This is a genomic window from Epibacterium sp. ABZ3_068 (assembly GCF_056159265.1).
Map to the genome: position 1 here is coordinate 16,240 of NZ_JBSWUV010000005.1, position 25,075 is coordinate 41,314.

Genomic DNA, 25,075 nt, shown 5'->3' on the forward strand with positions numbered 1-25,075 from the left:
TATACATGTCTCAAGATGATTTCCCCTCCTCACAGCCTGCGCGACAGGGTGGCATGGCCAATGTGCCTGCTTCAGGCGCGCCGCGGGTCTGTGTGATTGTGCCCTGTTTCAACCGTGAAGATACGGTTGAGGAAGCCGTGCGCAGTGTGCTGACACAAAGCGTCACCGATCTGGAAGTTATTGCGGTGGATGATGGATCTGAGGACCGTACCTGGGCGGTTCTGGAAAGCATCGACGACCCGCGCCTGCGTCTGGTGCGCAATCCCGGCAAAGGGGTGTCCGCCGCCAGAAATTACGGCGTGTCAGTGAGCAGACAAAGCGATTGGATCGCCTTTCAGGACAGCGATGATATCTGGCTGCCTCATAAGCTGGAGCAACAATTGGCGCAGTTGGAGGGATCCGACTATGTCGCCGGATATTGCGGCATGCTGGTGAAGGCCGATGCCAACCCGCAGACCCGGGTGCAGGCGCGCTTTCCAGATCCCGGTATTTCGCCGCTTTTGGGGGACATTGTGCCAAGCCTTGTCCGGGGCAGCTACCTGTCGACGCAGATGCTGGTCATTCGCCGGGATGTGTTTGAACGGCTGGGCGGGTTTGACGAAGACCTGCAGGCGCTGGTGGATTGGGAGCTGATGTTGCGGGTGGCTCAGGCCGGGCCGGTTGGGTTTGTGGATCAGGATCTTGTGATCCAGCGCATGTCCGAGAATTCGATCACCCGCTCATCTGACAAGCGCCTGCGGGCGCAACAGCGCATTTTGGAAAAACATATGGACCTGATCGCCCGCTACCCCGGGACATTGGCGCATCACCATCACCGTTTGGCCGGTGCCTACCGGCAATGGGGGGAGTTCTCGGCGGCGCGTACACATGCGTTCAAGGCGCTCAGAGAGGTGCCGTTTCACTGGAAATACCTCGCCAATACGCTGTATCTGAGCCTGCGGAGCCTGGTGCCGTAACGCAAACCCCGGTCAGCCTGTCTGCGTGGCCCTGTTTAAGGTGCTGTGCAGCAGCTGTTCCAGTTTGGCCGTCATTTTTGCGCTGTCAAACCGTGCGGCCAGCTCACGGGCGGCGGCGCCCATCTGGCGGCGGCTGTCGGCATCCCGGGCCAGCTCCAGCATCAGCCGGGCTTGTGCATCCACATCGCCGGGGGGGAAGAACTGGCCGTTTTCTCCCGCAACGATCTGATCACGCAGCCCGCCGGATGCAGAGGCCAACAGCGGCAGGCCAACAGCGCCGGCCTCGGTCAGGGTGACGCCAAAGCCTTCAACCCAGCCGTTGTGCTGTTGAGAGTGTTGCAGATACACATGGCAGCGCGCCAGTTCGGCGGCGATCTCTTCGGGGGACAGCCGCCCGGTGAGGCGGACCTTGTCCTGTAGCCCCCGGCGTTGGATTTCCTGCTCCAGCTGTGCATAGAGCGGACCAAACCCCATGATGACCAGGGCACACTCAGGCAGGCTTTTCTGGACCGTGTCAAAGGCGGCCAGGCTTTCCAGCATGCCTTTTTCATGAGACAGCCTGCCAACTGTTGCAAAGCGAATGGGGCTGGCCGGGCTGGCCTCCGGCTGGTCTGGCAGCGGGCGGTTGGCAAATAAATCAAGCGGGGCGCCGCAGGGGATCAATGCGATATCGCGTGACACGCCCAGGGCGCGCAGCCGGTCGATCTGATGCTGACCCACCGCAACAATGGCATCCGCCTGTGCCAGGGCGCGTGTCAGCCCGGCGCGATAGGCGGGTTCTTCCAGCAGGGCGGATGCATCGCGGCCGTGAATATGAACCACCATGGGGATTGGTTTGGCCAGATGTGGCAAAACCTGCGCCATGACAATGGCATTCCAGCCAAAATGCACCAGCAGCATGTCCGGGTCCTGGGCCTGGATCTGGGCCACCAGGGTCTGGCGCTGGGAGGCTGAGAGCCGATAAGCCCCGGCCCAGCCGAGTTTGCGTTGCAGCCGCGCCACCCCGCCTGTTGGCTGCGGGAACGGGCCGGGGATCTCCACTTCGGGCAGGCGGGCGGTGTGGGGGGTGTCGGCGCGGGACCAGCCCCAGATGCTGGGCTGAAACCCCTGCAACCCGCAGGCCTGGCGCTCCATCCAAACTTCTGATGCGATCCCGATTTCCGTGCAGATAACAGCCAAGCGGGGACGGGATATGTGCGGCGAAGTCTGCGGCATGATTCCTCTTTCGGAGATGGGAAAACGTGATGAAACTCTGATAAACTATGTCCTGCGTGTAACGGAAATTATATAGTCCGCAATGCCTTAGACGACACATTCTTGTCTCAATTTTCTGGCAGTCGCACAAAAGCTTTGCCCTGGGCGGTCCTGAGCAAATATTTGCTGTATTTAACGCCGCGACGCATTGCTAAACATGGGCTGTCATGGTTTTTGCTGTCTGTCCCTGTAGCGTTTGGGGGGTCCTGCGCCGCTTGCCCCATTTATTTTATTGAGAGTTGAGACGTGATGCCCGGATGCAATATCAGCCTCATTATTCCGGTCTATAATCGGCCTGATATGATTTTTGACTGCCTGCTGAGCCTGAAGCCGTCGCTGGATGCGGTGCAGGAGGTCATTGTGGTCGATGATGGCTCGACCGACGGGCAGACGCCCGCAGCTGCGCAACGGGCCATTGACGCGCTTGGCGCCGCGGACAAGATCCGTGTAATCATACAAAAGAACGCAGGCCCCGGGGCGGCGCGCAACACGGGCGCGCAGGCCGCCAAGGGCGATTGGCTGGCATTTCTGGACAGCGATGATGTCTGGCTGCCGTGGAGCGGGGCCGTGTTGGCTGACGCGCTGGAGCGCCAGCCGGATATTGCCGGGCTGTTTATGAACACGCAGCCCTTTGAAGACATATCCGAACTGGCGGGCTGGCAGGATGAGGCCGCTCCCGAAAGTTTCTTGTGTCAGACGTTTTTTGAACTGACCCGCGTCCGGCCCATGCCGGTCCTGTTGGGATCGGGGTATGTGGTCCTGCGGCGCGATGTCTTTGAGGCCGCAGATGGGTTTGTGGCGGGGCTGCGCGGGGCTGAGGATACTGACCTGTTTTATCGCCTTTCGGCCAAGGGCGCATTCCTGGGGGTGAAACACCCGATTATTGTGGGGCGACGCACCTCCAACACGGATTCCCTGACCCTGAATATGAACGCGGTGTTTGAAGGTGTTGCGTTTATGCTCAAGGGGCACAAGGCCGGGCGTTATGCGGATCCGACCCCGGATGATGCCGAGCAGGCGCTGGCGGATTTGCTGGCCTTTTGGCTGCATGATCTGTTCTGGCGCGGATATGGCAAAGAAGCGTATCAGGTGCTGCTTGGCCAGGGAGGGCTGGGGATCTTGATGCGCCGCGGGCATCGCAAACACGCGCTCAAACTGTTGGTCGTCCCGGTGCTGGCTCTGGTGCGGCCACAAAACCACCGTTTTCGCTGGCGCCCTAAAGCGTCGTCTTGAGCGGTCGCACAATGAGCAAGCAAAACCTCACCAGACATGCGCTTAAAGGGATGCAGTGGGCCACATTTGGTCGGCTGTTAAAGTCGTTTGTCAGTTTGGGCACAATCACCTTCCTGTCGTATTACCTGACCCCCGAAGAGTTTGGCGGCGCTGGTATTATTGCGGTGGTGGCGATGCTGGCCCAGCTGCTGGTCGACGCGGGGCTTCGCACGGCGCTGGTTCAGCGCAGGGAAAACACCCGCATTCAGCAAGATACCGTTTTCTGGAGCAGCCTGGCGCTGGCGGCGCTGTTGGGGGTGGGGCTGTATTACCTGTCCGAACCGATTGCGCTGTGGTTTGAAGCGCCTGAATTGGCGCCCTTTATCTGCTGGATGGCCCTGGTGCTGCCCCTGTCCGCGCTGCAAGGCGTGCCGATGACAATTCTGGAACGGCAGTTCAAATTCCAGCGGATTGCCATGTCGGATCTGCTGGCCTCGTTTCTGGGGGCGGTGGTGGCCATTGTGCTGGCCCTGTTTGGCTGGACCATTGGTGCCCTGGTTGCGCAGCAGATCTGCTTGGCTGTGGTCTCCACAACCATCATCTGTCTTTCGGGGCGGTGGATGCCGCGGCTGCGCTTCAGCGGCACCGAATTCCGCAGCCTGCTGGGCTATGGTGGCTATGTGATGCTGACCAATGTGCTGGGGTTCCTGAACGGCAACCTGGACCGGCTGATTATTGCGGGCGTGATCTCCACCAATGCGCTTGGCTTTTACAATATGGGCAAAACGGTGGTGGAATCCCCATCCAAAACCATTGTCAAGATGGCCCGCAAAACCCTGTTTCCCATTCTGTCGTCGGTGCAGGATGATCTGGTCCGGATGCAGCGGGCCTATCTGAGGGTTCAGTTCTCGCTGTCGGCGGTGATGATGCCCATCTGTTTTGGGATTGCTGCAATTGCGCAGCCAATTGTCGATGTGCTGTTTGCCCCCGAATGGGCCGGGGTTGGGCCGATCCTGCAATTGATCGGGATCCATATGGCCTTTCCGCATCTGCAACAGGTCAACCAGGTCACCCTAGCTGCGCTGGGGCTGGCAAAGTTTCAGTTCTGGTGGTCCCTGTTGAGCGGTGCCACGGTTCTGGCGGTGGTGTGGATGATGGCCCCCTTGGGGATCGAAGCGGTTATCTGGGCGCGGATTGCAGTGATGCTGGCGATGATCCCAACCCTGTCGAGCTATACGATGCGGCGCCTGGAGCAACCTCTCAGTCGCCTTGGGGGGGTGTTGCTGGCTCCGCTGATTTCTGCAGCAGGCATGTATGGGGTGGTTTATTTCGTAGCCGCGCAGGTGCAGATTTCGCCGTTGGAGACATTGGCGCTGTGTATCCCGCTGGGCGGCGTGGTTTATGTGGTGTTGTTGTTTGTTTTGGCCCCCACGCAGAGTAAAGACCTGCTGCGCGCCTTTTCCAAACGCGGAGGCTAACCCCGTGGTTGGTGTTTATGATATTATCGTCTCAGAGGGACCCTATGCGTATTCCTGAACCCTTCTATCGTGTAACCGGACAGCTTCATCGGCGGTATCAGCAGCAATGGAAGACGGGAAAGCGGTCCGCTGTTTTGCCCTGGAATACGGCGCATAATGCGATCTTTGTGCATATTCCCAAAACGGCCGGGACAAGCCTTTTGAAAGTGCTTGAGGTGAACCCGCCAGCGGATTTCCTGACCCATGTTCCTGTTGAGGTATATCGCGACCACCATGCCGGGTTATGGGAGAGTGCGTTTAAGTTCACCTTTGTGCGCAACCCTGAAAAACGTCTGGCGTCGGCGTTTCATTTTATGCGGGATGCGACGGATTGGCCGCCCCAGGTGCGGTGGGCGGAAAAACACCTCAAAGGTCTGGAGTTTTCGGAATTCCTGCAGCGGATGGAGCGCAATTTCCTGTATCGCCAGGTGGTGATGTCCAACCCGTTTTTCTGGCCGCAAAGCGACTATCTGCGTCTGGGACGTGGCTATGCGCCCTTGGATCAGATCTATTATTTTGAAGATCTGGAAGCGGGGGCTGAAGACGTCTGCAAGCGGCTGAACCTGCCCTGGACCGGGCTGCCGCATGAGCGCAAAAGCACGGGACGTCCAAACAAGGTCACTCTGGATGACCGCGCAAAAGGGTTGATCCATAAGCTCTACCAGAAAGATTTTGAGATGTTTGGATATGCGCCAGAGATCTAGGTGTCGGCGCACAGGGCGCACGGCCCGCGTATCGGACAAGCCATTGATAAAGAGGGATAAGAGTTGTGAATGAAAAGATTTTTGGAATTGGTTTTCACAAGACGGGCACCTCAAGCCTTGCTGTGGCGCTGTCGCAGCTGGGGTATCGGGTCACCGGGCCCAATTGGGTGTATCACGGCAACATCGCCCGCACGTATCTGAGACGGGCACGGGAGGCATCCCACAAATATGATGCCTTTCAGGACAACCCCTGGCCTCTGGTCTATCGTGAGATGGATGAGATGTGGCCGGAGGCAAAATTTATTCTGACCTATCGGGACACCGACCGCTGGTATCAGAGCCAGGTTGGCCATTTTGGCACCGATGTCACCCCCATGCGCAAGATGATATACGGCCGCAACCGGGGACGTCCGGAGGGCAATGAACAGCATTACAAGGCGACATATGACGCGCATAATGCAGAGGTGCGCGCGTATTTCAAAGACAGGCCGGGGAAATTGCTGGAGATCAACTTCTCTGAGGGGCCCAGATGGGAACCTCTGTGCGACTTCCTGGGACGTCCCGTGCCCGAAACGGATTTCCCACATGCAAATGCTGCCGGCTCGGACCGCAGTCTGAGCCTGAAAACAAGGGTAGGCCAGCTGATGCGGCGGTATCTTCTGGTGTGATCTGACGCGGATATAAGAAATCGCGCCTATTGAAGGATGAAAACCATGCTGAAACGTGGCTTGCGTAGCCTTGTCAAAAAGGCGGGGTATGATCTGGTGCCCCAAGAGAAATCTGTTCAGCGGTGGCCGTATAAGTCATCTGTACAGAAAGTGGATTTTCCGACCATTCTCATTTTTACCCCGCCCAATTCAGGGTCAACGGCGATTTCACAATATCTGACGAGCTCGCGCTTTGTGTCGTCTTATCGTGATGAAAACAATGAGGTGCAGTGGCTTATTCCGGGGTTAAGAGAGGCGGATCGGTGGTGGCCGGATAAGCCCGTTTGTTACAGATCTGTTGCTGGGGTCTTGCAGGAATACGGGCGCCGCGCGCTTACGGCCCAGCCCGAGGCGCGATATCTGGTTGAGAAAAGTCCACCAAACATGGTGCGCCACGCGCGGTTTGTCGCGCTGTTTGAAGATCCTAAAATCCTGATCAACAACAGGGAGCCTTATGCCAATATTGCATCGCAGTTAAAACGGTACTCTGACAAGGGCTATCGCGATCTGGAGCGTGAGGATGTGGTGGAGCATCTGACAAAAATGTGGGTGATCCGTAGCCAGTATCTGCAGGAAATCTCATCTCGATATGACGCGCCGGTTGTGACCTATGAGGGGTTTTGCGAAGATCCGCAGAGCGTTGTCTCGCGCCTTGGGCTGGACCTTCCTGATCTTGGAGAAGACGCATCGGTGCGGGTGAAAGATTATGGCGATCAAGGCATCACCAATATGAACGCGGCGCAGGTTGCGATGCTGGAAAGCGCTGACAAGGATCTGATTTCGCATTATCTCAAACCCCATAAAGAGATCCTGAAGTGGTTCTCTTATGAGCTGGCTTAGCCGAATGTGATCGCTGCGGCGCGTGGATCTTTGGAAAATTAATCAACGCTTTGGGGCGGGTAGACTTTCTGGACGATGCTTGCACCCAGATCGGCGTTGTCGAGCGGGCTGCCGGCACGGGGGCGAAAATCGCCGCGGGTCGGATCCTGAAACAGCTTTCCGGGAAAGCGGGCGACCACATTCCGTTTGAGCGCCTCGGGAATGTTTTTATACGACATGGCCACGTTGTTGTAGACTTGGACATTGCGGCTGAGGCCGCCGTTTTTATGGTTGCGTACACTGATCCAGGGAGAGTTTTGCGCTTTGCCGCTGGGGTGAACCACCGTATTGTTGGCAATGACGCTGTCGATGCCGCCATAGATCGAGATTCCGTGGTATGTGTTGACCACAATCAGGTTGTTGCGGATGGTGACGTTTTTGAAAAAACCGTCAAACAGCGCGATGCCCTGCAGCCGACACCGTAGGGGATAACCTGGTCCGGCCGTCCATTCCCAAAAGACATTGTTTTCCAGGGTCAGGCCAGAGACGGTGCTTTCGGGGCCTTTGTTACGGGGGGCCCAGGACTGAAAGGCATCGTCGTGATTCTGCCCGGTCTTGATACAGTTTGTCACCACATTGCCGGTGAACCGACTGTTGTTGCCCAGGCCGCGCAGCCCGTCTCCGCTGAACCCCTGCACCAGATTGCCCGCCACCACCGCATGGGGGCCGGTGGTGGTGATGCCAAATTCCACGCCGGTGACGCGGCTTTTGATCACCTGCGTATTGGGACCATTCAGACGAAACCCATTTGTGCGCCAGAGCGTGGCCCAGTCTTTTTTGGTCCAGGTCAGGTATTGGGTATCGGCATCGGCGTTGCCTCGCAGGTCAAACTCTTCAAAAATCAGTCCTGTGCTGTTGGCCTCGGCCTTTACCAAAACCCCACGCCGGGCGTCTTTGTTGCGAGGCCAGACTGAGAAGCCGACCATATGAAGGTTCCGGCTGTTGCTCAGGCGCAGGCTGTCAAAATGGGCCTTGCCGGTGACTTCGCTTTCGATGCGGATGACCCGCCCGGGTTTGAGGTCGCGCCAGTGTGTGTTGCCATAAAACCCGGGTTTGAGCAGGATGCGGTCTGCTTTTTGAGCGGCCAGAGCCTTGAGCGCCTCGGACAGAGAGGTGAACGGAGCATCAGAGCTGCCATCAGGGACGGTGGTGGCGGCAGTGCCCGGTGGCAGCGGTGGCGCAAGATAGAGCGGAGCGGCAGTGCCGGTGGTGGACAGCATAAGCCAAAGGAAAAGCGCAGGCACCAGGGCCAGGATACCTGCGGGGGCGGGGCGGTCGGGCCCAAGGACCCGGCGCAGCACAGACAGGATCGGCCGTGTGACAGGGGGGGCAGCGGGCCGCATGAGGGGGCGGAAAATGGGGGCGAGATGAGAGAGAATATACATTTTTCACAACGAGGTTGCGGATAGGGGAAGATCAATATGGGCGGTTATGGCAATAGTGCAGCAGTTGGCCGGAAAGACGAAGGAAATATTTGCGGTTACGGCGAAAATCGGCATTATCCGGGCAATAAAGCAATTAATGACGAGGGCCAGTGATGTTGTGTCGAGCTTGGCGATGGATTTTGGTATGCATGCTGTCCTTTGGGTTGGGATCTGCAGCATTGGCGCAAACCGCTGCGTATCAGGTAAAGCCGGGTGATAAGCTTCGCGTCGAGGTGTTTGAGGATTCCAGTCTGAACCGGGATGTTCTGGTTTTGCCCGATGGTACAATCAGTGTGCCTTTGGCAGGGACATTGCCCGCCAGTGGTCGCTCGGTGGATCAGATCAGTGCCAGCGTGAGCCAGCGGCTTGCACCCAATTATGCGGTTGCCCCAACCGTTCATGTGTCCATCGCGGCGCTGTCTGCACCCAAAGTCTCAAGCCGGATCCAGACCCCGGATATCGACCTCTTTGTTCTGGGGGCCGTTGGCGATCCGGGGCGCAAAGCCGCCGCTCCCGGGATCACCATGCTGCAGTTTCTGGCCGTGGCCGGGGGGCTGAACCAATTCGCCGCCGACAAACGCATCGAGCTGATCCGCACAGATCCCAAGACCGGGGCTGTGACAACCTATCTGTTCAACTACCGCCTGCCCCAAGGCGGCGCGGGCACGATTTCAGGCAGCACTGAACTGCAGGCCGGAGATGTGATCAAAGTTCCTCAAAAACGCCTGTTTGAGTAAGCGGGTCCCGGGATGGTTTTTATGTGTTACAAACGGTTCGTTCCCCGGGCCGTTTTTCTTTCTGCTGCAGCCTGTCTGATCGGGGGATCGGCCGGGTCACAGGAAAATGCGGCAGAGAAGAACTTTGGGATCACAGTGTCCCAAAGCCTGCGTGTTACGGACAATATCCGGTTGAACGAGGAGTCCGTCGGGACCACAAGCTCTGCCGACACAAATGTGGACTTTGGCTATCGCTTTGGCCGCGAGGCCCATTCTTTGACGCTGCGCGGCAGCGGGGCGTTCCGGATTCAGGATGACCCGGTTCTGGGCCGTGAGACCGGGTTGAGCGATGCGGATATCTCCGCCGATTATCTGCGCGAGGGGGTCAATGCGCGCCTGCAGCTGCAATCGCAGTACGTGCGGACGGATCTGCTGTTTAATGACCCGCTGGAAGCGGATGAGATCTCCGAAGAGGATCTGGGGGAAAACACCGGTAGCCGCAATGTGACGCGGACCGACCTGAATTATGAAACAGGTCTGCAGTCTGTGCTGGGGCTGCGTCTGCAGCTGAGCCAGCGCGATGTGAGATACAGCGGGACAACCGACCCGGATCGGTTTGACACAGAGACGCGCAATGTCACCGTCACCCTGCCCTGGCGTCTGTCGGGGCGGACCAATGCACGTTTGAGCTATTTCAACGGTCGCTATGATGCCGAGGATGCCGAAGGGACAGAACGTGACACAGAACGTCTGACCATTGGCCTCAGCCATGCGTTTTCGCCAATCTCCCGACTGTCGCTGGATGTCGGACGAAGCGAAGTGGTGGAGACCTTTGACACCCTGCCCGGTGTGGAAGACGTCGATGATGGCACCATCTATAATATCTCCTGGACCCGGGATCTGCCCAATGGCTCTCTGGAGACCAGTTACAACTCCAACATCACCCAGGATGGGCGGCGCAGCACCTTTGAGCTCGAACGCGCCTTTGATTTGCCCGATGGCGACCTGACCATCATGGTCGGCACCAGCGATGGCAGCGAAAGCAGCCTGCGCCCTATTGGTGCGATCCGCTGGAACAAGGAAAACGAACGATCCAATTTCACCGCAGTGCTGTCGCGCAGCGCCTCTGTGAGCACAACCAGCTCTGAAGTGACCGAAACCACGCGGCTGAACCTGAATTACGGGCTGTCGCTGACCGAGGTTTCCAGCCTGTCTCTGGGCTTTCGCTATGCGGAGATTTCCGAGCTGAACGGCCCCGTTGACGAAGAAGACCGGCGCCGGACAAGCTTTGACGTGTCGTTGAACCGCCGGGTAACCGACGACTGGAACCTGGTGACGGGCTATCAATATCGCCATACACGCCGCGATACCGGTAGCTCGGGGCATTCAAACGCCTTGTTTTTCACACTAAGACGTGACTTTGGCGGCCTGAATTAATCAGATACAGAGGCATAGACTTAGCAACAGCTGCGGCTTGCTGTAAAAGACAACTATCCAGAGTGCGGCTTTTGTACATTCGTGCCGCTGACCGATTTGTAATGTGTGGATTTTTTGGGATATGGCTCTTTTGAATAGAACATCTGTTTTATCGCTGTCCAGCGTGTCCATCAATCCGTTTGGATTGGGGTGGTTTGTTCTTTTGATCCTGGGGTCGATCCCGGTGTTCTGGATCGGGCTGGTCTCGCTTGTGCAGGCCTGGCTGACGCCTGAATACAGCCACGGTCCGCTGATCCCGGTTATCTCGCTCTATCTGTTTCTGCGTGAACTGCGCTCCAAGCCGCTCCCCGATCTAGATGTCACAGACCGCTGGCCCGGCGTTGCGGTGATCATCTTTGGCCTGGTCCTTGCGGTTTTTGGCAACCTGACCCGCATCCCTGACATTGTCTGTTATGCGCTGATCATCTGGACCGGGGGCGTGGTGCTGACCGCCTTTGGCTGGAAACGGGGCATTCAGCATCAGCTGCCGGTGTTTCACCTGATCTTCATGTTGCCCCTGCCCCAGTTTATCTACTGGAAGCTGACCATCTTCTTGCAGGGCATCTCCTCTGAAATTGGTGTCTGGATTGTACGCCAGGCAGGGGTTTCGGTGTTCCTGGAAGGCAATATTATCGACCTCGGCGTCTATAAGCTGCAGGTGGCCGAAGCCTGTTCCGGCCTGCGCTACCTGTTCCCGATCCTGTCGTTCTCGTACCTCTTTGCGATCCTTTATCGCGGTCCCCTTTGGCACAAGGCGGTGCTGTTGCTGTCTGCCGCGCCGATCACTGTGATGATGAATTCTGTCCGTATCGGGATCATTGGGGTGCTGGTGGACAATTACGGGATCGAGCAGGCCGAAGGGTTTTTGCATTTCTTTGAGGGCTGGGTGATCTTTATCTGCTGTATTGCCATCCTGTTTACCATGGCGGTTTGCCTGCAGCGACTGACGCCCAATCCGCTGCCCCTCTCCGAGGCGGTGGATCTGGATGTCTCCGGGTTGGGGGCCATCGGCCTGCGGGTTCTGGCCATCCGCACGGCAGCAGCGCTCTGCATTGGAGCGACCTTGACAACAGCCGTCTCGGCGGGCTGGCTGCTGGTCGGAGATGTCAAAACCGTGCCGCTGGACCGGCGCAGTTTCATCCTGTTTCCGCGTGAGATCGGCGCCTGGTCGGGAACCACATCGCGGCTGGATGCAGATATCGAACGGGTTCTGGGGGCGGATGATTACCTCAACGCGACCTACCGCCAGCCCGGCAATGCCAATTACGTCAATTTCTTTGTCGCCTTCTACGAGAAGCAAACCGAAGGGTCCGGCATCCACTCTCCCGAGGTCTGCCTGCCGGTGGGCGGCTGGGAGGTGTTCTCATTGGAGCCGTATCAGGTCGACATGAGCGGCACCGGCTATGGGATGTTCAACGTCAACCGGGCGGTGATCCAGAAGGGCACCAGCCACCAGCTGGTTTACTACTGGTTTGAACAGCGCGGCAAGCGGATGACCAACGACTATAAGGCCAAGGCCAGCGTGGTCTATGACAGCTTGACCATGGGGCGTACAGACGGGGCGATGGTGCGGTTTGTCACCCCGATCGGCCCAAAGGAAACCCCCGAAGATGCAGACCGCCGCCTGCAGGGCTTTATGAAACAAAGCCTGGAGCGGTTGCCGGAATTTGTCCCGGAATAAGGCGATCAGCTTGTGCGGCGGCGCTGCCCGAACAGGGCCGCCAGCGCGGCGCCCAACAGAGGCAACCCCGAAGGCAGTGGCACCGGGGCAATGGTGGCCTGGGTTGCAACGCTGACCCGTCCACCTTCCCAGCCGATTTGAAACGGGTAGCGCCCCGGATCCTGTTCTTTGCCAGTGTTCGGGGCAAAAGGGAGGAACCAGTCCAGCGGTACGGGGGGCTGGCTGTCAAAGATCACATTCAACCCCAGCACAAGGCCGGGGGGAACATGGGAAAAAGCCTGGGTAAACCGTGCGCTGTTGGCCCATGGGCGGGGCCAAAGCGCCCTGGTTGAGAGGTACGCCCCATCCCAGTCGACAGGTGCGGTAAAATCCACAAAGCGCAGCCCCTGCGACACATCCGGTACCAGACGTGCGGGCAGGGTTGAGGCCTGAGCAGGCGTCGTCAGACCAGAGGCCACAGACAAAGCCAGGCAGGCAGCAAAAACGCGCGTATGGCTAAATCGCATCTGATGATCCTCCTGCCCCTGGCGGCATGATGGTTAATCTTCCGTTAACCATACCGCGCACAACAGTGAGAATTGCGTAAATATCAAGGCAATTTTGTGATCACGCCTTACCCAGCCCGGCCCATCCAGGGCCAGGCTGGCAGGGTCAAGCAGGCGGAGTAAGACGGGCGCGCGGCCAGATCGTCTGTGTCAGAAACCGGGCCTATTGTGAGGCGCTGATCCGGGCGATTTCCGCGTTGACCTGCTCCATAAAGGGCGGACGGGTGGCTCCGGCGTCGACCAGATCGACCACCCGCTGGTAATAGGGCAGTGCCTCCTGATCTTGACGCATCATCCGGTACAATTCGGCCAGATGGAACTGTACCACAGGGTCGCTTTCCAGGGCTTCGGCAGCGGGAACCAGATATTTCAGCCCTTCCTGCAGATTGCCCAACCGGGTTGTGATCCAGCCATATGTGTCCTGAAACGCGGGCTGTTTGGTGTTGCGTAGACGGCGGGCCACCACATAGGCGCGTTGCAGGCTTTCGTCATCATCGCGGTAGGTTGCCAGCAGGCTGGCCAGATTGTTGGCAACAACCGCGTTGTTGCTGTTGGCCTCATAGAGAGCTTCATAGATCTCGATGGCAGTCCCGATATCTCCGTCGGCTTCGGCGACGCTGGCCTGGACCCATTTGATGTTGACGCTCTGTGGCAGCGCTTCGGCGGCGCGCGCCAATGTTGCGTCGGCGTTGGTGCGGTCCCCCATGCTGCGCTGGACCCGATACAGCGACAACCAGCTTTGTTCATGGGCCGGGTATTCGGCCACCAGGCTGGTGAGGATCTCTGCAGCGTCGGGCAGCTGCCCTTCGGTTGCCAGAACCCCCGCCTGCAAGAAGCGCAATGTGGGGTTATTGGGATCATCTGCCAGCAATGAGCTGGAATATTGCAACGCGCCTTGCACATCGCCATTGGCCAGGTGCAGGCGGATGACAGCAGCCACCGCGCCCAAGTTGTTTTGGCCTTCGGTCAGGTCCGTCAGGAATGTTTCCAGATCCTGAGCCCGGTTCTGGGCGGCCAGAAGCCGGGCGGTCAGCTCGCTGATCATGGGCTTCGTTTCGGGGAGGTTCAGCTCTTCCAGACGGGTGATGGTCTGGCGGGCACGGCCCCAATCCTCGATCCGGACATACAGCTCACCCAGGCGGGCCAGCAGCTGTGGATCGTCATTCTGGTTGCGCAGCGCCGCCAGCAGAATTTCTTCAGCCGAGAACAGTTTGCCTTCGGTGACAAGATGTGCGGCATAGCGCAGCGTTTCATCGCGGCGGTGGCCCGAGACCTCAACCGCCATGGCCAGCATCTCAGCCATCAGGGCCTGATCGCCCGCGCGCTGGTGGGCCTGGGCCATCAGCGTCAGGATTTCGGGATCGCGTGGTGCATTGTCGAGGGCGGCGCGCAGTTCCACCAGTGCATCGCCCGGGCGGTCGTCTTCCACCAGCCAGGCGGCCTTGAGCTTGACCGCGCCAATTTGGCCGGGGTCGTGTTCCAGAACCTCTTCGACCTGGGCGCGTGCCCCAACCTGATTGCCCACCCCTTGCAGCATCCGGGCATAGAGCACTTTGATGGTGCCGCTCTCCCGGCTTTCGGGGGCGTCTTTGGTCAGGGCTTCCATGGCCGCCAGTGCCTGATCGCGGTTGCCACGGTCAAATTCCAGATTGGCGCGCAACGCTTTCAGAACCAGCGCATTGTCGACGTCATCCGCCAGCATGCGGTCTATTTCTTCGATCGCGGTCTCAACACCTTTTTGACGTGTCAAAAAGGACAGCAGTTCCAGCCGGGGCTGGGTTCTGTCTTCGGTGGCCTCTGCCACACGTTTGCGCAAATAGGCGTCTGCTTCGTCCAAACGGCCATCCTCAATGAGACGGGCGATCAGGGTCCGGTGCAGCCCGGCTTCGGGGAAGCGCTCCACCATGAGCAGAAGATGGTCGGCAACGGCGTCACGTTCTCCCAGCTGCTCCAATATGCTGAGGCGCAGCCGGTGCAGGTTGAAGGTATCCGAAACCTCAAGCAGGCGATCCACCAGTGCCAGCGCCCCGTCCCAATCCTGAGCCCGAACCAGGCTTTGAACCGCAACCATCTGCGCCACCGGCAGGGTGGTGTCGTCTGCAAGCAGCGCATTTGCCTCTTTGGCGGCTTGAGCCTGTGCGGCGGTGTCATTGTCACGCAGGGCATTGCGGTATGTCAGCCCCACCCGCACGGATCTGAGCAGGGGGTTGTCCGGGTCCAGAGGTTCGGCCACCTCCAGGTGACGTTCGGCTTCGGTCCAGTTGTTGGACTGTGCTGACATATGCGCCAGTTGGGTGCGCCCTTCCAGATCGTCGGGATATTGTTCCACCAGACGCAAATAATGCGAGAAGGCCTCGGCCTGATTGCCGCGCGCGGCCAGCGTGCGGGCATATGTCAGGCGCGCTTCACGGTGTTCGCCATTCAGCTGGAACACATTGCGCAATTCCACCAGCGCGCGCTTAACGTCCCCTTCCTCCAGAAGAGCCAGGCCTTTTTGATAGTGTTCTTCGGCACGCTCTTCTGCCGAATCACAGGCTGCCAAAAGGCAAGTTGTTGCAATAAAAGAGACAATTATAATAAAACGCTTCAACATTAGCTCAATACCTTACAATCTTGCGGTTCGGGTTCGAGGATACTCTGAGCGAATCCGTGAGGGCTGTTCTCTTCTATCGCAAGCAGGCATTTCTGCACAGCACTGCTATGTGTTTAAAAAAGATTTCACCTGCACTGTGCAGGTGCAGCATGGCTTGGCGTCAATTCGGGCAATGGTCTATAATCTTGTAAGAGGTCTTTGAAATTGTGATGCAATTGCCGCATGACTCCTCTATACCGAAGCCACCTTTGGCAGGGGCTGTTTGTCTGCCTAGAATGACTTATGTGGAGTGGGTATGTCCCCGAATTCCTTCGTTAGATGTTTAAGCTAAAATGAGCGCGCCTTCAGATCTTCTCTACTCGGCCCATTTCGGGATGAAGGAACGTCCTTTTTCACTCGTTCCCGATCCTGCGTATCTTTATTGGTCCAAAGAGCATAAACGCGCCTTTGCTGTTCTTGAGTATGCTTTGTTTACCCAGGCTCCGATTGCCTTGGTGACAGGGGAAATCGGTGCAGGAAAAACCACGCTGTTGCAGGAGCTTTTGTCCCGCCTCGGCAAAGATGTCACTGTGGGGCTCACCTCCAACGCCCAAGGCGGGCGCGGAGAGCTGATCCAGTGGATCCTCAACTCTCTTTATATCAAAGTCAGCCCCGAAGCGTCCTATGTGGAGATGTTTCAGGCGCTGCAGGACCATCTGCTGACGGAATACGCCAATGGCCGCCGGGTGGTTCTGGTCTTTGACGAAGCTCAGAACCTGTCCATGGAAGGGTTGGAAGAGCTGCGGATGCTCACCAATATCAATTCGAACAAAGACGTGCTGGTGCAGCTTATTCTGGTGGGACAGCCTGAGCTGCGCAACATGGTGCAACACCCCAATCTGGAGCAGCTGTTCCAGCGGATCGCTTCGAATTACCACCTCTCCAAAATGAGCCGTGAGACAATGGAGGATTATATCCGCCATCGTCTGACAGTGGCCGGTGGAACCGGGGATGAGTTTGACGCGGATGTTTTTGATCTGATCTTTGCCGAGACCAATGGCACACCGCGTCTGGTGAACCAGATCTGTGATTATGCGCTGCTTTATGCCTGGAGTGCTGAAGAGACCCGGGTCAGCATGGCCACTGTAACCCAATTGCTCAATGACGGTGTTTATATGCGCCGCCTGCGTCCCTCTGAGGAGGAAGCTGTCTAAATGGACAACATCCGTTACTACTTTTCGATTTTTCGACGTCGCTTCACCTATTTTCTGATTGTTGCGATGATCATCTCGGCGGCTTCTGTGATTGCCGCGATGTCCCTGCCCCCGGCCTATGAAAGCCGTGCGGTGCTGGTGGTCGAAAGCCCGCAGATTCCGGAAGAGCTGGCGGCGTCAACCGTGCGCGCGCCTGCGTTCCAGCAGTTGCAGCTGGTACAGCAGCACCTTTTGGCGCGGGAAAACATGCTGGATGTGGCTTACAAGCTCAAAGTGTTTCCGAAAATCGATGATATGGGCCCGGATGCGATAGCCGCCGCAATGCGGGCGCGTACCACCATCCGCATTCGTGGTCGCCGTCGGGGCGAAGCGCCCATTATGGAAGTCCAGTTCGAAGCCGGCAGTGCCCGGATCGCTGCGGAAGTGCTCAATGAATATCTGGTCCTCATTCAGGCGCGGGATGTGGAATTCCGCCGGGGTCGCTCAGGCGAAACCCTGGAGTTTTTTGTGCGCGAAGTGGATCGGTTGAGCAGCGCTTTGGATGCACAAAGCAAGCGGATCTTGGAATTCAAACAGGCCAACAGCGATGCCCTGCCGGAAAGCCTGGAATTCCGCCTGTCACAACAATCCGTCTTTCAGGACCGGATCACCCAGGTGGACCGGGATGTCTCTGACCTCAACAGCCAGCGCGAGCGCCTGAAGCAGCTCTATGAGCTGACAGGCAATGTGGACGCCCCACAAGACCGGAAACTGTCGCCACAGGAGCAGCAATTGCGCCGGGCCCAGCAGGAGCTGTCAGATGCTCTGGCCATCTACTCTAGCAGTAACCCGCGGGTCAAAGTTCTGCAGGCGCGGGTTGACCACCTGCAAGAGCAGATCACCGTCGCAGCAGAGGCTGCGTCGGCACAGAATACAGAGGAGCAGGCGCCCGAACAGTCCGAGCAGATTCCTGCGGTTTTGTCGGTCCAGCTGAGCGAAATAAACAGCCGCATCGCCGCCTTGCAGGAACAAAAAGCCCGTGCCGAGGCCCGGTTGGAGGTCTTGGCGGCCAGCATCTCCAAAACCCCTGAGGCCTCCATCGTGCTCGATGAGATGGAGCGCGAATACGGCGCGTTGCAAAAACAATATAGTCAGGCGCAGGACCGTCTGGCCAAGGCGCAGACCGGGGATCAGATCGAAACACGTGCCCGCGGTCAGCGGTTGTCGATTATCGAACAGCCTTCGGTGCCCAGCCAGCCCACCAAACCCGACCGTGTTCTGATTGCCGGCGGGGGCACCAGCTTTGGCATTCTGGCCGGGCTGGCCCTGATTGTGCTGCTGGAAGTGCTGAACTCGGCTCCACGCCGTCCAGAAGACATCGTGAACAAGCTTGGGGTAACCCCGCTGACCACTATCCCTTATGTGGAAACACAAGGTCAGCGATGGCGCCGCAGCCTGCGCCGGATGTTGTTGGCCCTGGTCATTTTCCTTGGGGTGCCAGCGGCGATCTATCTGGTTCATATTTATTATCTGCCACTGGATCTGATTGCAGACAAAATCATGAACAAAATCGGAGTTCGCTGGTGATCTGTATGATCGCTCAGCGCATCCTTCTGCGGGAGATATAACGATGGAACGTTTACAGGCGGCGATTGAAAAAGCCCGCGCCATGCGCGGTCACCCTGAGGGATCTTTGGTGCGCGACCCCCAAGGGCTGCGGCAGACTGGTTCGATCGGGGAGAGTGCCGCGGTCCGGGCCGCGTGGGATGCATTGCCAGAGATGCGGCTCGACAACAGTCTGCTGGTGCGCAACCGCATTCGCACCCTGGAACCAGGGAACGAGAGCGCGCCGTTTGACCTGCTGCGCACTCGGGTTCTGCAGCTGTGCAAGCAAAACAGCTGGCGCCGGGTTGCCATTGTCTCCCCGCATGCGGCCTGCGGAAAATCGACCACCACGCTTAATCTTGTCTTCTCTCTGGAGCGGCAGCAGGACCAGCGCGTCCTGGCGTTCGATTTTGACATGCGCAGAGCGGGGCTGACCAAAATGCTGGGGCAGATGCCCACCCATGGCGTGTCTGAGCTGCTGGAAGGGCAGGTCACCTTTGCGGAGCAGGGATTGCGCTATGGAAACAATGTGGGCTTTAGCCTGAGCGGCGTAAACCGGGTCAAAAACCCGTCTGAAATCCTGCAAAGCAAACAAACCACAGCGCTTTTGGATCAGGTCGAGGAGACCTATCAGCCCAGCCTGATGCTGTTTGACATGCCACCGCTGCTGGCCAGTGATGATAACTTTGGCTTTTTGCAGAATGTGGATTGCGCCCTGATCATGGTTGCAGCCGAAGAGACCCGCATGTCGCAAATCGACCTGGCTGAACGTCAGGTGGCCGAGTTGACCAATGTCATGGGGGTTGTGCTGAACAAATGCCGCCACATGGGGCATTCTCAGTATTCCTACGATTACAACACCGCATACTACTGACCCTTCCCGCCTTGCGCGCAGGAAGGGGGCCCGCCAGCCATAAGGCTGGCGGGCGACTGTGGTCTGATGCCCTTTAGGCTTGTTTCTTGGTCTTGCGGCGGGCCGAGGAGACCCCAGCAACACCCAGAGCCGACAGAAGCAGCACGCCACCTGCTGGCAGTGGGACCGGTGCAACAACCTCTTCGATGGAGATCGAAGCGATTGAGAAGATCCCGGCGTTGCTTGCATCTGCAAAGAAGCCAGGCGGGACCAGCTCAGGGCTGATGGAGAACCCTGCCGGGGTCTCTGCGCCGAGGAAGGCCTCCAGCGCGGAGAAGCCTGCGGTGGCCACATCATCGGTATCCACCCCGTCCGGTGCAGAGGAGCCCGCCACAAAGGCAGCACCGCCCGACACGTCGGCGTTGTTTTCTTCGGTGCCGGCGTCAAACACGTCCAGCCCGGTCACCGAGATGGTCCGAGGGCCGATAAATGTCCCGTCATCATTGAACAGATTGTATGCTGTGGCCTCTGCATTGGCGATGAACAGGTCGTTGGAGGGAAGCACCATCGACAGAAAGCTGAAATAGCGCTGGTTGAGGAAATCGGTAATCTCGACTTCAACGCTGGAACTGGCACCGCCAATCAGGGCGCCGCTGGAGACGGGGGTACCGGTGGAGGCCGGCAGGGCCGCGATGCGCTCGGCCCGGACGGCTGCAGGGTTGCCCAGCTCCGCCAAGGTTTCGACTCCGGCCGTGACGCGTTCACCAACGGTAACCGGATCAAACGAGCCATCGTGAAAGGCGCTGTAGACAGGCGCCAGGGCAAATCCGGCTTCGCCCTCGGTTGGGGCCAATTGGGTGTTGGTGACGGTAATACGCAGGGTGGTCGCGGATGCAGGCAGCGCCATGGCTGCCGTCATCAGGGCCGCGGTTAAAATCTTCATGTCTTATCTCCGTAAGAAACCCATTCTGAGGTGCTCTGCGGCCGGCCCACCCCTGTCTGCTGTGAGCGGCAGGAGAGTGTGGGCGCAAACGGGCCGAGATAAGGTTTTGTAGCACCGCCCGGAGACCAAAAACCGCGGCCCTGGCCAGTTTCCCGATCACGGAAGATCACGTCTGAGATAGAATTTTTGCGCGCCCTGAAAGTGGTTAACCAAAGGTTAACAGATCAGTTCTATCGACACTTGGAACACGGGGGATCACAGAGGTTTGATCGCATTCACGCGGGCGGGGAAGCTAGACCAGAGGCCGCCGAACCACCCGAATGTAGAGGTGATCGCCTGTTTTTTGTGCATTGATAAGGGCTGTTTGGCAGGGACAAAAGCGAGGCACAAAAAACGGGGCGCGTTTTGCGCCCCGTTCATATTGCGTTGCAGTGCAAAAAGCCGATTAGGCTTTTTTCGCCTTGCGACGGCCTGCAGCGGCCAGACCACCCAGGGCGCCAACCAGCAGGAAACCAGCCGCTGGCAGCGGAACCGGAGCTACAGCAGCATCCGCGATGGAGACTTCCGCGACATAGACGTCGAGGAAACCATCCAGCAGCGAGTCAACGGTGCTCAGGGTGAAGGTTGCTGCGGTATCGTCAAAGATACCACCGGTCAGAACGCCAGCAGCGGTGAAGCTGCCGTCCAGGATCTCGGTGAACAGGCTGGCGACGAAGGAGATGCCATTGTCCAGAGAGAACAGGGTGCCGGGCGCGCTGAAGTCAACGTCGAACGGAGACACAGTCGCACCGGCCAGATCGCCGCTTGCATCAAAAACAGCAGAGATGTTTTGAACAACATCAACACCGCCAGTTGCAGAGAAATCGCTGTCAGGAACGACCAGCAGACCGGCAAAGGTCAGGTCGCCCTCGATGGTTGCCGCGTGTGCGGAAACCGCAGCCAGCGACAAGGTTACGGCTGCGGCAGCCGCTTTGAGCATTTTCAACATAATTACCCCTAAGGTTCGTAAAAAGAAGACGCCCCTGAATACGGGCGCGCGCTAAGGTCTTCCGTACGTAAATTAACTAATGAAAATTCGTTTGCAAATCGTAGAAATTCTTCTGCAGTCAGAACAGATCAGTTTGTTGCCAATTCTGATCAGTTTTTACACTGCTGTTACCATTGGATTGCGAACAATGTTGCGTATTTTCACGCATTGTTGCCATTTTCGAAAATAGCATACTGCAGGTGCAGCATTTCTTTTTGCAGTGCCGAATCAGCGCAGTGCAGCAGAGCACAGCTCCGGCCCTGCTGCTGGCCAGCATTATCTTTGTAAAACTCAATATGATGGGCGTCTGAGCGCCTGCGGAACAGGCCCGGAACAAAGCGGATGGCCCCTGTCTGACAGGGGGCTGACAGGGGCGGGCGAGCGCGCGACAACCGCGTCCAAGGTCAAGATGCCAGAGTGTGCCACAGCACCTTGAGAGCAAAGGCAGCCGCCCTTGCGAGGCCCGGTTCCAGAGGTCTGTCCGGCCCCGGTCAGGGGAGGGTTTAGCCGTTGTGGATAAAGTTGGAGAGGCGCTGGATCAACCGCTCTTCGGCAAAGGGGGCAACGCCGGTGCCGACGGTTTCGCTGTTGTGCGTATCGGCGGCCAGGAGGGCGTCCAGCTCACGTGCCAGATCTTGGGCCGTTTCAATTGCAAACAAGCCGTTGCGGGATTTGAACCGCTGCAACGTCGCCTCCTGGTGATCGTTGCGATGTTCTCCCAGATGGGCCAGGCGGGCCATGATCAGCGTGGGTTTGCGAAACGTCATGGCGGTGATGATGGATCCCATACCGGCATGTCCTACAACCACGCGGGCGTTCTTGACCCTGCGAGTGAACTCATCCGGGCTGATTTTCTCTTCCCATTCAAAGTTTTGCGGCCGATAGCTGTCTGACCCGACCGATCCGATCTGGCCAAAGACATCGCAGGGCGTATCCTGTGTTGCACACCATTCATCCAGGGCGCGCGTCAGGCGGTCAAAGGGCAGTTGGGTGCCAACGGTGAGAAAAATCATATGACAGACCCGCTAAACGAAGGGCCTTCGGGCTTGGCCAGGTTTTCCCATTGCGTGAGCCACAGATCGCATCGCCCGCCCGCCATCTGCCCCGACAAGGACAGGGTTTCCGCATTGGCAATACTGTCGATCCAGGCGGTGCGTTTGCCCATCATACGCCCCAGGCGCAGCGCAAAGAACCCAGGCGCCGCGCCGGTTGTAATCACCACATCAGGGCGGTTGCGCAGCATGATCCAGATGATCTGGCACAGGGAAAACAGCAGCCGCAGCTTTTGCCAGCGGTTGGCATCTTTGACGGCGTAGAACTGAACAGATGCGGCATTGCGCGGATCGGCCAAAACCCCGTCACGCAGTTGCGGATCCGTTGACACATATGTCACTTTGCAGCCGACCCAGGCGGGGGAGAGCCGTCTGAGCTGAACCCAATGTCCACCTGCAGAGGCAATCGCAAGCACATGGGGAATTTTTGTCACGATAAATACCCTGTTTCAAAACTACTGGAGAGCGGTACGGCGGGCTGTTCAAGAGCACGGTTGCACCTGAGTGTCTACATAGAATTTATACTTGTTTGAGATGCAACGAAACGGTTTTCTCTCCAATCTCTTTGGCGGTTTGCTTGATATGCCCGGAATGTCACCAGAATGTCCGTTGGCCGTGTCACTGCGGGCGACGGGGCAGATCTGGATCGATCTCGGTCGGACGGCGACACAGCAGGCCGACCAAGGCACCGGTGATATAGCCCCCCAGATGGGTTTGCCAAGCGATACCACCGGGTTGTAGCACGGCCATGACAAGGTTGAGAAAAACCAGCCAGACCATCAGTTTGAAGACGGGGCGTCGGGTCTCGCCTGCTGCGCCCAGCATCCGCCATTGCCACAGCTGCCAGGCTCCGATCAGACCAAAGATCGCCCCCGAAGCCCCCACCATAGGCTGAGGGCTGCTGGTCAGCATGGCAAAGCCAGCAGCCCCCCCCACCACAGAGGCCGCATAGATTAGCAAAAAACCGCCCGGGCCGCTGCGAGCCACAACCCAGCGCCCCAAAAATCCCAGCACCAGCATATTGCCGATCAGGTGCCACAGGTCCGCATGCAGGAAGCTGTAGGTGACAAACATCAGCCAGGGCTGCGCGGCGTAATTGGAGCGCCAATTGTTCAAGAGCCCGGTCCAGAAGGCCCCGTTCTGCAGGGCCACGCTGCGCCAGTCCGCCTGACCAATCCAGCCCTGATCTGCTGCCCAGAGCGTACATTCCACAAGGCAGCACAGGCCGATAATCCCCCACAGTCCAAGGGCGCGCCGCCCGGGGCGTGATGTCATAAAATCCGAGGAGGACGCCTGCCGGTCAGGCCGCAGGCGATTTGGAGGAAACGGACGCATAAGATGCTTAGATCATAAGCACCCTCTCGCGCAAAGCCCTTTGCGGCATCAGGGTTTCTGCGATGTCTTGGCAAGTGGTAAACGGCGCGTGCGGCGCTGGCTGGCGACCGGCAACACAACCGCGCGGTGATGTAGACTGGCCTGGTCTTCAGATTGTCAGCAGCAGGAGCATCACATGCCGCAACAGGATCCATTTGGCAGTTTCCAACGCACTTTGACCAGCCCGGCCGACCGCCATTTTTCCATCACACCCGCAGATGGGGTTGATCTGCCGCTGCGCCCACGGGTGCTGCGGATAGTGTCCAGCGGCACCCTGGCGCTGCGGGATGGCCAGGGAACCGTGATCACCTATCCGGTGAGCGCGGGCGAAACCCTGCTGTTCTCGGCGGTTGGGGTCGAGGCCACGGGCACAACTGCTTCAGTTGTGGGGTGGCTGTGATGCTGGAGCTTGGCTGTGCCCTTGGGGGGGCGGCAACTTCGGTCTTTCATCCGGCACCTGTTGAGCCTCCCTTTTCGCCGCAGGATCTGTCGCCTGTGGTGATGCTGGATGTGTCCGACCTCTCCACCCTGTTTCAGGACGCTGCCGCCACCGTTCCGGTGGTCGCGGATGGGGATCCGGTGGGCCATATTGCGGATCTGTCGGGCAACGGCTTTCATCTGACTGCCAGCGGTGCTGACAGGCCGCTTTATCGCACCGATGGCGCCCGTCACTGGCTGCAGGCCGAGAACAGCCGCCTGTCCATTGCGTCACGCCTGACATTGGGCGTGAACCCCGATCTGACCATTGCGGCGGCCTGTAACCCGACGGCGCTGACAGGGCTCTGGGAGGCGCTGTGGCAGCTGGGAACCGAAAATGCGACCGGCACGTTGATTGGAGCCCTGCGCGACAGCAGCACAGGGTTTCTTCATGCCAACGGCAACCGGCTGTTTGGACCGCTGTTGCCGGATGCGGACCAGGTGGTGAGCTGGCGGCGGCAGGCCGGCAGCTCCTATGGGACGCAGGAGCTGTTCCTGGATGGGCAGGAGGAGGCCGTGATCAGCGAAGCCAACCCCGGCAACACCCCGGCAGATACGGGGGCCGGGTTCCAGCTCTTTGACCGGGTGACGGGCGGGCAGCCATTTTCCGGACGCCTTTATGCGCTGGCCGTGTTTGCGGCCTCTTTGCCGGACAGCAGGGTGTCGGATGTCGCAACATGGATGGTTGGCAAACAGGGGCAGAATGCCCCGCAAGAGACCCATGTGTTTGCCTTGATGGGGCAATCCAATATGGTCGGGCAAGCGGCTGGAGACGGTGGGGAAGGCTGGCCTGCGCATACCCTGCAATACACGCAGGCCGGGCACCTTGGCGTTCCGGCCAACAGTCTTGATCACTATTCGGCCTCTGGCGGTGGGGGAGCGCCGTCTATCGGCCTGGGATTTGCAAT

General features: G+C 58.5%; 23 protein-coding genes. 14 read left to right on the forward strand and 9 right to left on the reverse strand.

The features are described 5' to 3' along the window. The first annotated feature begins 5 nt into the window (after positions 1 to 5). The gene (locus tag ACXAEW_RS22090) at positions 6 to 956 is read left to right on the forward strand and encodes a glycosyltransferase family 2 protein (RefSeq protein WP_474943507.1); all 951 of its coding nucleotides are present in this window, start codon (positions 6 to 8) and stop codon (positions 954 to 956) included. A gap of 12 nt (positions 957 to 968) precedes the next feature. Here ACXAEW_RS22090 and ACXAEW_RS22095 read toward each other — a convergent pair whose 3' ends face one another. After that, positions 969 to 2,171, reverse strand: coding sequence for a glycosyltransferase family 4 protein (locus ACXAEW_RS22095; RefSeq protein ID WP_474943508.1), 1,203 nt, complete (start codon positions 2,169 to 2,171; stop codon positions 969 to 971). Positions 2,172 to 2,459: 288 nt separating this feature from the next. Between ACXAEW_RS22095 and ACXAEW_RS22100 the strand changes: the two genes are divergently transcribed. The 5 genes from ACXAEW_RS22100 (at position 2,460) to ACXAEW_RS22120 (ending at position 7,190) form a co-directional block, all read left to right on the forward strand. After that, the gene (locus ACXAEW_RS22100) at positions 2,460 to 3,443 is read left to right on the forward strand and encodes a glycosyltransferase family 2 protein (protein WP_474943509.1); all 984 of its coding nucleotides are present in this window, start codon (positions 2,460 to 2,462) and stop codon (positions 3,441 to 3,443) included. Between the two features lie 11 nt (positions 3,444 to 3,454). Then, entirely contained in the window at positions 3,455 to 4,900 is a 1,446-nt protein-coding gene (locus ACXAEW_RS22105) for a lipopolysaccharide biosynthesis protein (protein WP_474943510.1), read from the forward strand. A gap of 44 nt (positions 4,901 to 4,944) precedes the next feature. After that, a complete protein-coding gene (locus ACXAEW_RS22110; RefSeq protein WP_474943511.1) occupies positions 4,945 to 5,643 on the forward strand; it encodes a sulfotransferase family 2 domain-containing protein in 699 nt (232 codons plus the stop codon). Between the two features lie 65 nt (positions 5,644 to 5,708). Next, complete coding sequence (locus tag ACXAEW_RS22115) at positions 5,709 to 6,311, forward strand: sulfotransferase family protein (protein WP_474943512.1); 603 nt, start codon at positions 5,709 to 5,711, stop codon at positions 6,309 to 6,311. Between the two features lie 45 nt (positions 6,312 to 6,356). Next, entirely contained in the window at positions 6,357 to 7,190 is an 834-nt protein-coding gene (locus ACXAEW_RS22120) for a sulfotransferase (protein WP_474943513.1), read from the forward strand. Between the two features lie 38 nt (positions 7,191 to 7,228). Here the strand turns inward: ACXAEW_RS22120 and ACXAEW_RS22125 are convergent, their stop codons facing one another. After that, complete coding sequence (locus ACXAEW_RS22125; protein WP_474943514.1) at positions 7,229 to 8,614, reverse strand: right-handed parallel beta-helix repeat-containing protein; 1,386 nt, start codon at positions 8,612 to 8,614, stop codon at positions 7,229 to 7,231. A gap of 188 nt (positions 8,615 to 8,802) precedes the next feature. Between ACXAEW_RS22125 and ACXAEW_RS22130 the strand changes: the two genes are divergently transcribed. The 3 genes from ACXAEW_RS22130 (at position 8,803) to xrtD (ending at position 12,526) form a co-directional block, all read left to right on the forward strand. Further along, positions 8,803 to 9,390, forward strand: a complete 588-nt coding sequence (locus tag ACXAEW_RS22130; protein ID WP_474943515.1) for a polysaccharide biosynthesis/export family protein — start codon at positions 8,803 to 8,805, stop codon at positions 9,388 to 9,390. Positions 9,391 to 9,411: 21 nt separating this feature from the next. Next, entirely contained in the window at positions 9,412 to 10,806 is a 1,395-nt protein-coding gene (locus ACXAEW_RS22135) for a hypothetical protein (protein WP_474943516.1), read from the forward strand. A gap of 121 nt (positions 10,807 to 10,927) precedes the next feature. Beyond that, complete coding sequence (gene xrtD, locus ACXAEW_RS22140) at positions 10,928 to 12,526, forward strand: VPLPA-CTERM-specific exosortase XrtD (protein ID WP_474943517.1); 1,599 nt, start codon at positions 10,928 to 10,930, stop codon at positions 12,524 to 12,526. Positions 12,527 to 12,531: 5 nt separating this feature from the next. Here xrtD and ACXAEW_RS22145 read toward each other — a convergent pair whose 3' ends face one another. Both ACXAEW_RS22145 and ACXAEW_RS22150 read right to left on the reverse strand, forming a co-directional pair. Then, positions 12,532 to 13,032 carry a hypothetical protein gene (locus ACXAEW_RS22145; protein ID WP_474943518.1) on the reverse strand — a complete coding sequence of 167 codons (501 nt, stop codon included), beginning with the start codon at positions 13,030 to 13,032 and terminating at the stop codon, positions 12,532 to 12,534. A gap of 202 nt (positions 13,033 to 13,234) precedes the next feature. Continuing rightward, positions 13,235 to 15,661 (reverse strand): tetratricopeptide repeat protein, encoded by a 2,427-nt coding sequence (locus tag ACXAEW_RS22150; protein ID WP_474943519.1) that lies wholly within the window; start codon positions 15,659 to 15,661, stop codon positions 13,235 to 13,237. A 335-nt stretch (positions 15,662 to 15,996) separates the two neighbouring features. Between ACXAEW_RS22150 and ACXAEW_RS22155 the strand changes: the two genes are divergently transcribed. From ACXAEW_RS22155 to ACXAEW_RS22165, 3 genes are read left to right on the forward strand one after another with little or no spacing between them, the layout of a single operon-like run. Then, positions 15,997 to 16,857, forward strand: coding sequence for an ExeA family protein (locus tag ACXAEW_RS22155; RefSeq protein ID WP_474943520.1), 861 nt, complete (start codon positions 15,997 to 15,999; stop codon positions 16,855 to 16,857). After that, positions 16,858 to 18,423, forward strand: a complete 1,566-nt coding sequence (locus ACXAEW_RS22160) for a GumC family protein (protein ID WP_474943521.1) — start codon at positions 16,858 to 16,860, stop codon at positions 18,421 to 18,423. Positions 18,424 to 18,466: 43 nt separating this feature from the next. Further along, positions 18,467 to 19,315 (forward strand): CpsD/CapB family tyrosine-protein kinase, encoded by an 849-nt coding sequence (locus ACXAEW_RS22165; RefSeq protein WP_474943522.1) that lies wholly within the window; start codon positions 18,467 to 18,469, stop codon positions 19,313 to 19,315. 73 nt (positions 19,316 to 19,388) lie between these two features. Here ACXAEW_RS22165 and ACXAEW_RS22170 read toward each other — a convergent pair whose 3' ends face one another. The 5 genes from ACXAEW_RS22170 to ACXAEW_RS22190 all read right to left on the reverse strand — a co-directional run bounded on the left by ACXAEW_RS22170 (position 19,389) and on the right by ACXAEW_RS22190 (position 23,591). Next, the gene (locus tag ACXAEW_RS22170; RefSeq protein ID WP_474943523.1) at positions 19,389 to 20,237 is read right to left on the reverse strand and encodes a spondin domain-containing protein; all 849 of its coding nucleotides are present in this window, start codon (positions 20,235 to 20,237) and stop codon (positions 19,389 to 19,391) included. Positions 20,238 to 20,682: 445 nt separating this feature from the next. Next, entirely contained in the window at positions 20,683 to 21,225 is a 543-nt protein-coding gene (locus ACXAEW_RS22175) for a VPLPA-CTERM sorting domain-containing protein (RefSeq protein ID WP_474943524.1), read from the reverse strand. A gap of 542 nt (positions 21,226 to 21,767) precedes the next feature. Beyond that, the gene (locus ACXAEW_RS22180) at positions 21,768 to 22,277 is read right to left on the reverse strand and encodes a glycosyltransferase (protein ID WP_474943525.1); all 510 of its coding nucleotides are present in this window, start codon (positions 22,275 to 22,277) and stop codon (positions 21,768 to 21,770) included. Beyond that, on the reverse strand, positions 22,274 to 22,750 hold the full coding sequence (locus ACXAEW_RS22185) for a UDP-N-acetylglucosamine--LPS N-acetylglucosamine transferase (protein WP_474943526.1): 477 nt from the start codon (positions 22,748 to 22,750) through the stop codon (positions 22,274 to 22,276). Before ACXAEW_RS22185 ends, ACXAEW_RS22180 begins: the two co-directional genes overlap by 4 nt. 184 nt (positions 22,751 to 22,934) lie before the next feature. After that, the gene (locus tag ACXAEW_RS22190; RefSeq protein WP_474943527.1) at positions 22,935 to 23,591 is read right to left on the reverse strand and encodes a rhomboid family intramembrane serine protease; all 657 of its coding nucleotides are present in this window, start codon (positions 23,589 to 23,591) and stop codon (positions 22,935 to 22,937) included. A 235-nt stretch (positions 23,592 to 23,826) separates the two neighbouring features. Between ACXAEW_RS22190 and ACXAEW_RS22195 the strand changes: the two genes are divergently transcribed. After that, positions 23,827 to 24,090: a spike base protein, RCAP_Rcc01079 family gene (locus tag ACXAEW_RS22195; protein WP_474943528.1), complete on the forward strand. Its 264-nt coding sequence runs from the start codon at positions 23,827 to 23,829 to the stop codon at positions 24,088 to 24,090. After that, positions 24,090 to 25,075, forward strand: a 986-nt coding sequence (locus tag ACXAEW_RS22200) for a hypothetical protein (protein ID WP_474943529.1), incomplete at its 3' end; no start/stop codon positions are given. The genes ACXAEW_RS22195 and ACXAEW_RS22200, both read left to right, overlap by 1 nt.

Coding starts and splice junctions, on each gene's coding strand:
- ACXAEW_RS22160 (WP_474943521.1), top strand. CDS start 16,858: ATGGACAACATCCGTTACTACTTTTCGATTTTTCGACGTCGCTTCACC.
- ACXAEW_RS22095 (WP_474943508.1), bottom strand. CDS start 2,171: ATGCCGCAGACTTCGCCGCACATATCCCGTCCCCGCTTGGCTGTTATC.
- ACXAEW_RS22175 (WP_474943524.1), bottom strand. CDS start 21,225: ATGTTGAAAATGCTCAAAGCGGCTGCCGCAGCCGTAACCTTGTCGCTG.
- ACXAEW_RS22170 (WP_474943523.1), bottom strand. CDS start 20,237: ATGAAGATTTTAACCGCGGCCCTGATGACGGCAGCCATGGCGCTGCCT.
- ACXAEW_RS22195 (WP_474943528.1), top strand. CDS start 23,827: ATGCCGCAACAGGATCCATTTGGCAGTTTCCAACGCACTTTGACCAGC.
- xrtD (WP_474943517.1), top strand. CDS start 10,928: ATGGCTCTTTTGAATAGAACATCTGTTTTATCGCTGTCCAGCGTGTCC.
- ACXAEW_RS22125 (WP_474943514.1), bottom strand. CDS start 8,614: ATGTATATTCTCTCTCATCTCGCCCCCATTTTCCGCCCCCTCATGCGG.
- ACXAEW_RS22190 (WP_474943527.1), bottom strand. CDS start 23,591: ATGACATCACGCCCCGGGCGGCGCGCCCTTGGACTGTGGGGGATTATC.
- ACXAEW_RS22130 (WP_474943515.1), top strand. CDS start 8,803: ATGCTGTCCTTTGGGTTGGGATCTGCAGCATTGGCGCAAACCGCTGCG.
- ACXAEW_RS22180 (WP_474943525.1), bottom strand. CDS start 22,277: ATGATTTTTCTCACCGTTGGCACCCAACTGCCCTTTGACCGCCTGACG.
- ACXAEW_RS22165 (WP_474943522.1), top strand. CDS start 18,467: ATGGAACGTTTACAGGCGGCGATTGAAAAAGCCCGCGCCATGCGCGGT.
- ACXAEW_RS22100 (WP_474943509.1), top strand. CDS start 2,460: ATGCCCGGATGCAATATCAGCCTCATTATTCCGGTCTATAATCGGCCT.
- ACXAEW_RS22120 (WP_474943513.1), top strand. CDS start 6,357: ATGCTGAAACGTGGCTTGCGTAGCCTTGTCAAAAAGGCGGGGTATGAT.
- ACXAEW_RS22090 (WP_474943507.1), top strand. CDS start 6: ATGTCTCAAGATGATTTCCCCTCCTCACAGCCTGCGCGACAGGGTGGC.
- ACXAEW_RS22105 (WP_474943510.1), top strand. CDS start 3,455: ATGAGCAAGCAAAACCTCACCAGACATGCGCTTAAAGGGATGCAGTGG.
- ACXAEW_RS22145 (WP_474943518.1), bottom strand. CDS start 13,032: ATGCGATTTAGCCATACGCGCGTTTTTGCTGCCTGCCTGGCTTTGTCT.
- ACXAEW_RS22110 (WP_474943511.1), top strand. CDS start 4,945: ATGCGTATTCCTGAACCCTTCTATCGTGTAACCGGACAGCTTCATCGG.
- ACXAEW_RS22155 (WP_474943520.1), top strand. CDS start 15,997: ATGAGCGCGCCTTCAGATCTTCTCTACTCGGCCCATTTCGGGATGAAG.
- ACXAEW_RS22135 (WP_474943516.1), top strand. CDS start 9,412: ATGTGTTACAAACGGTTCGTTCCCCGGGCCGTTTTTCTTTCTGCTGCA.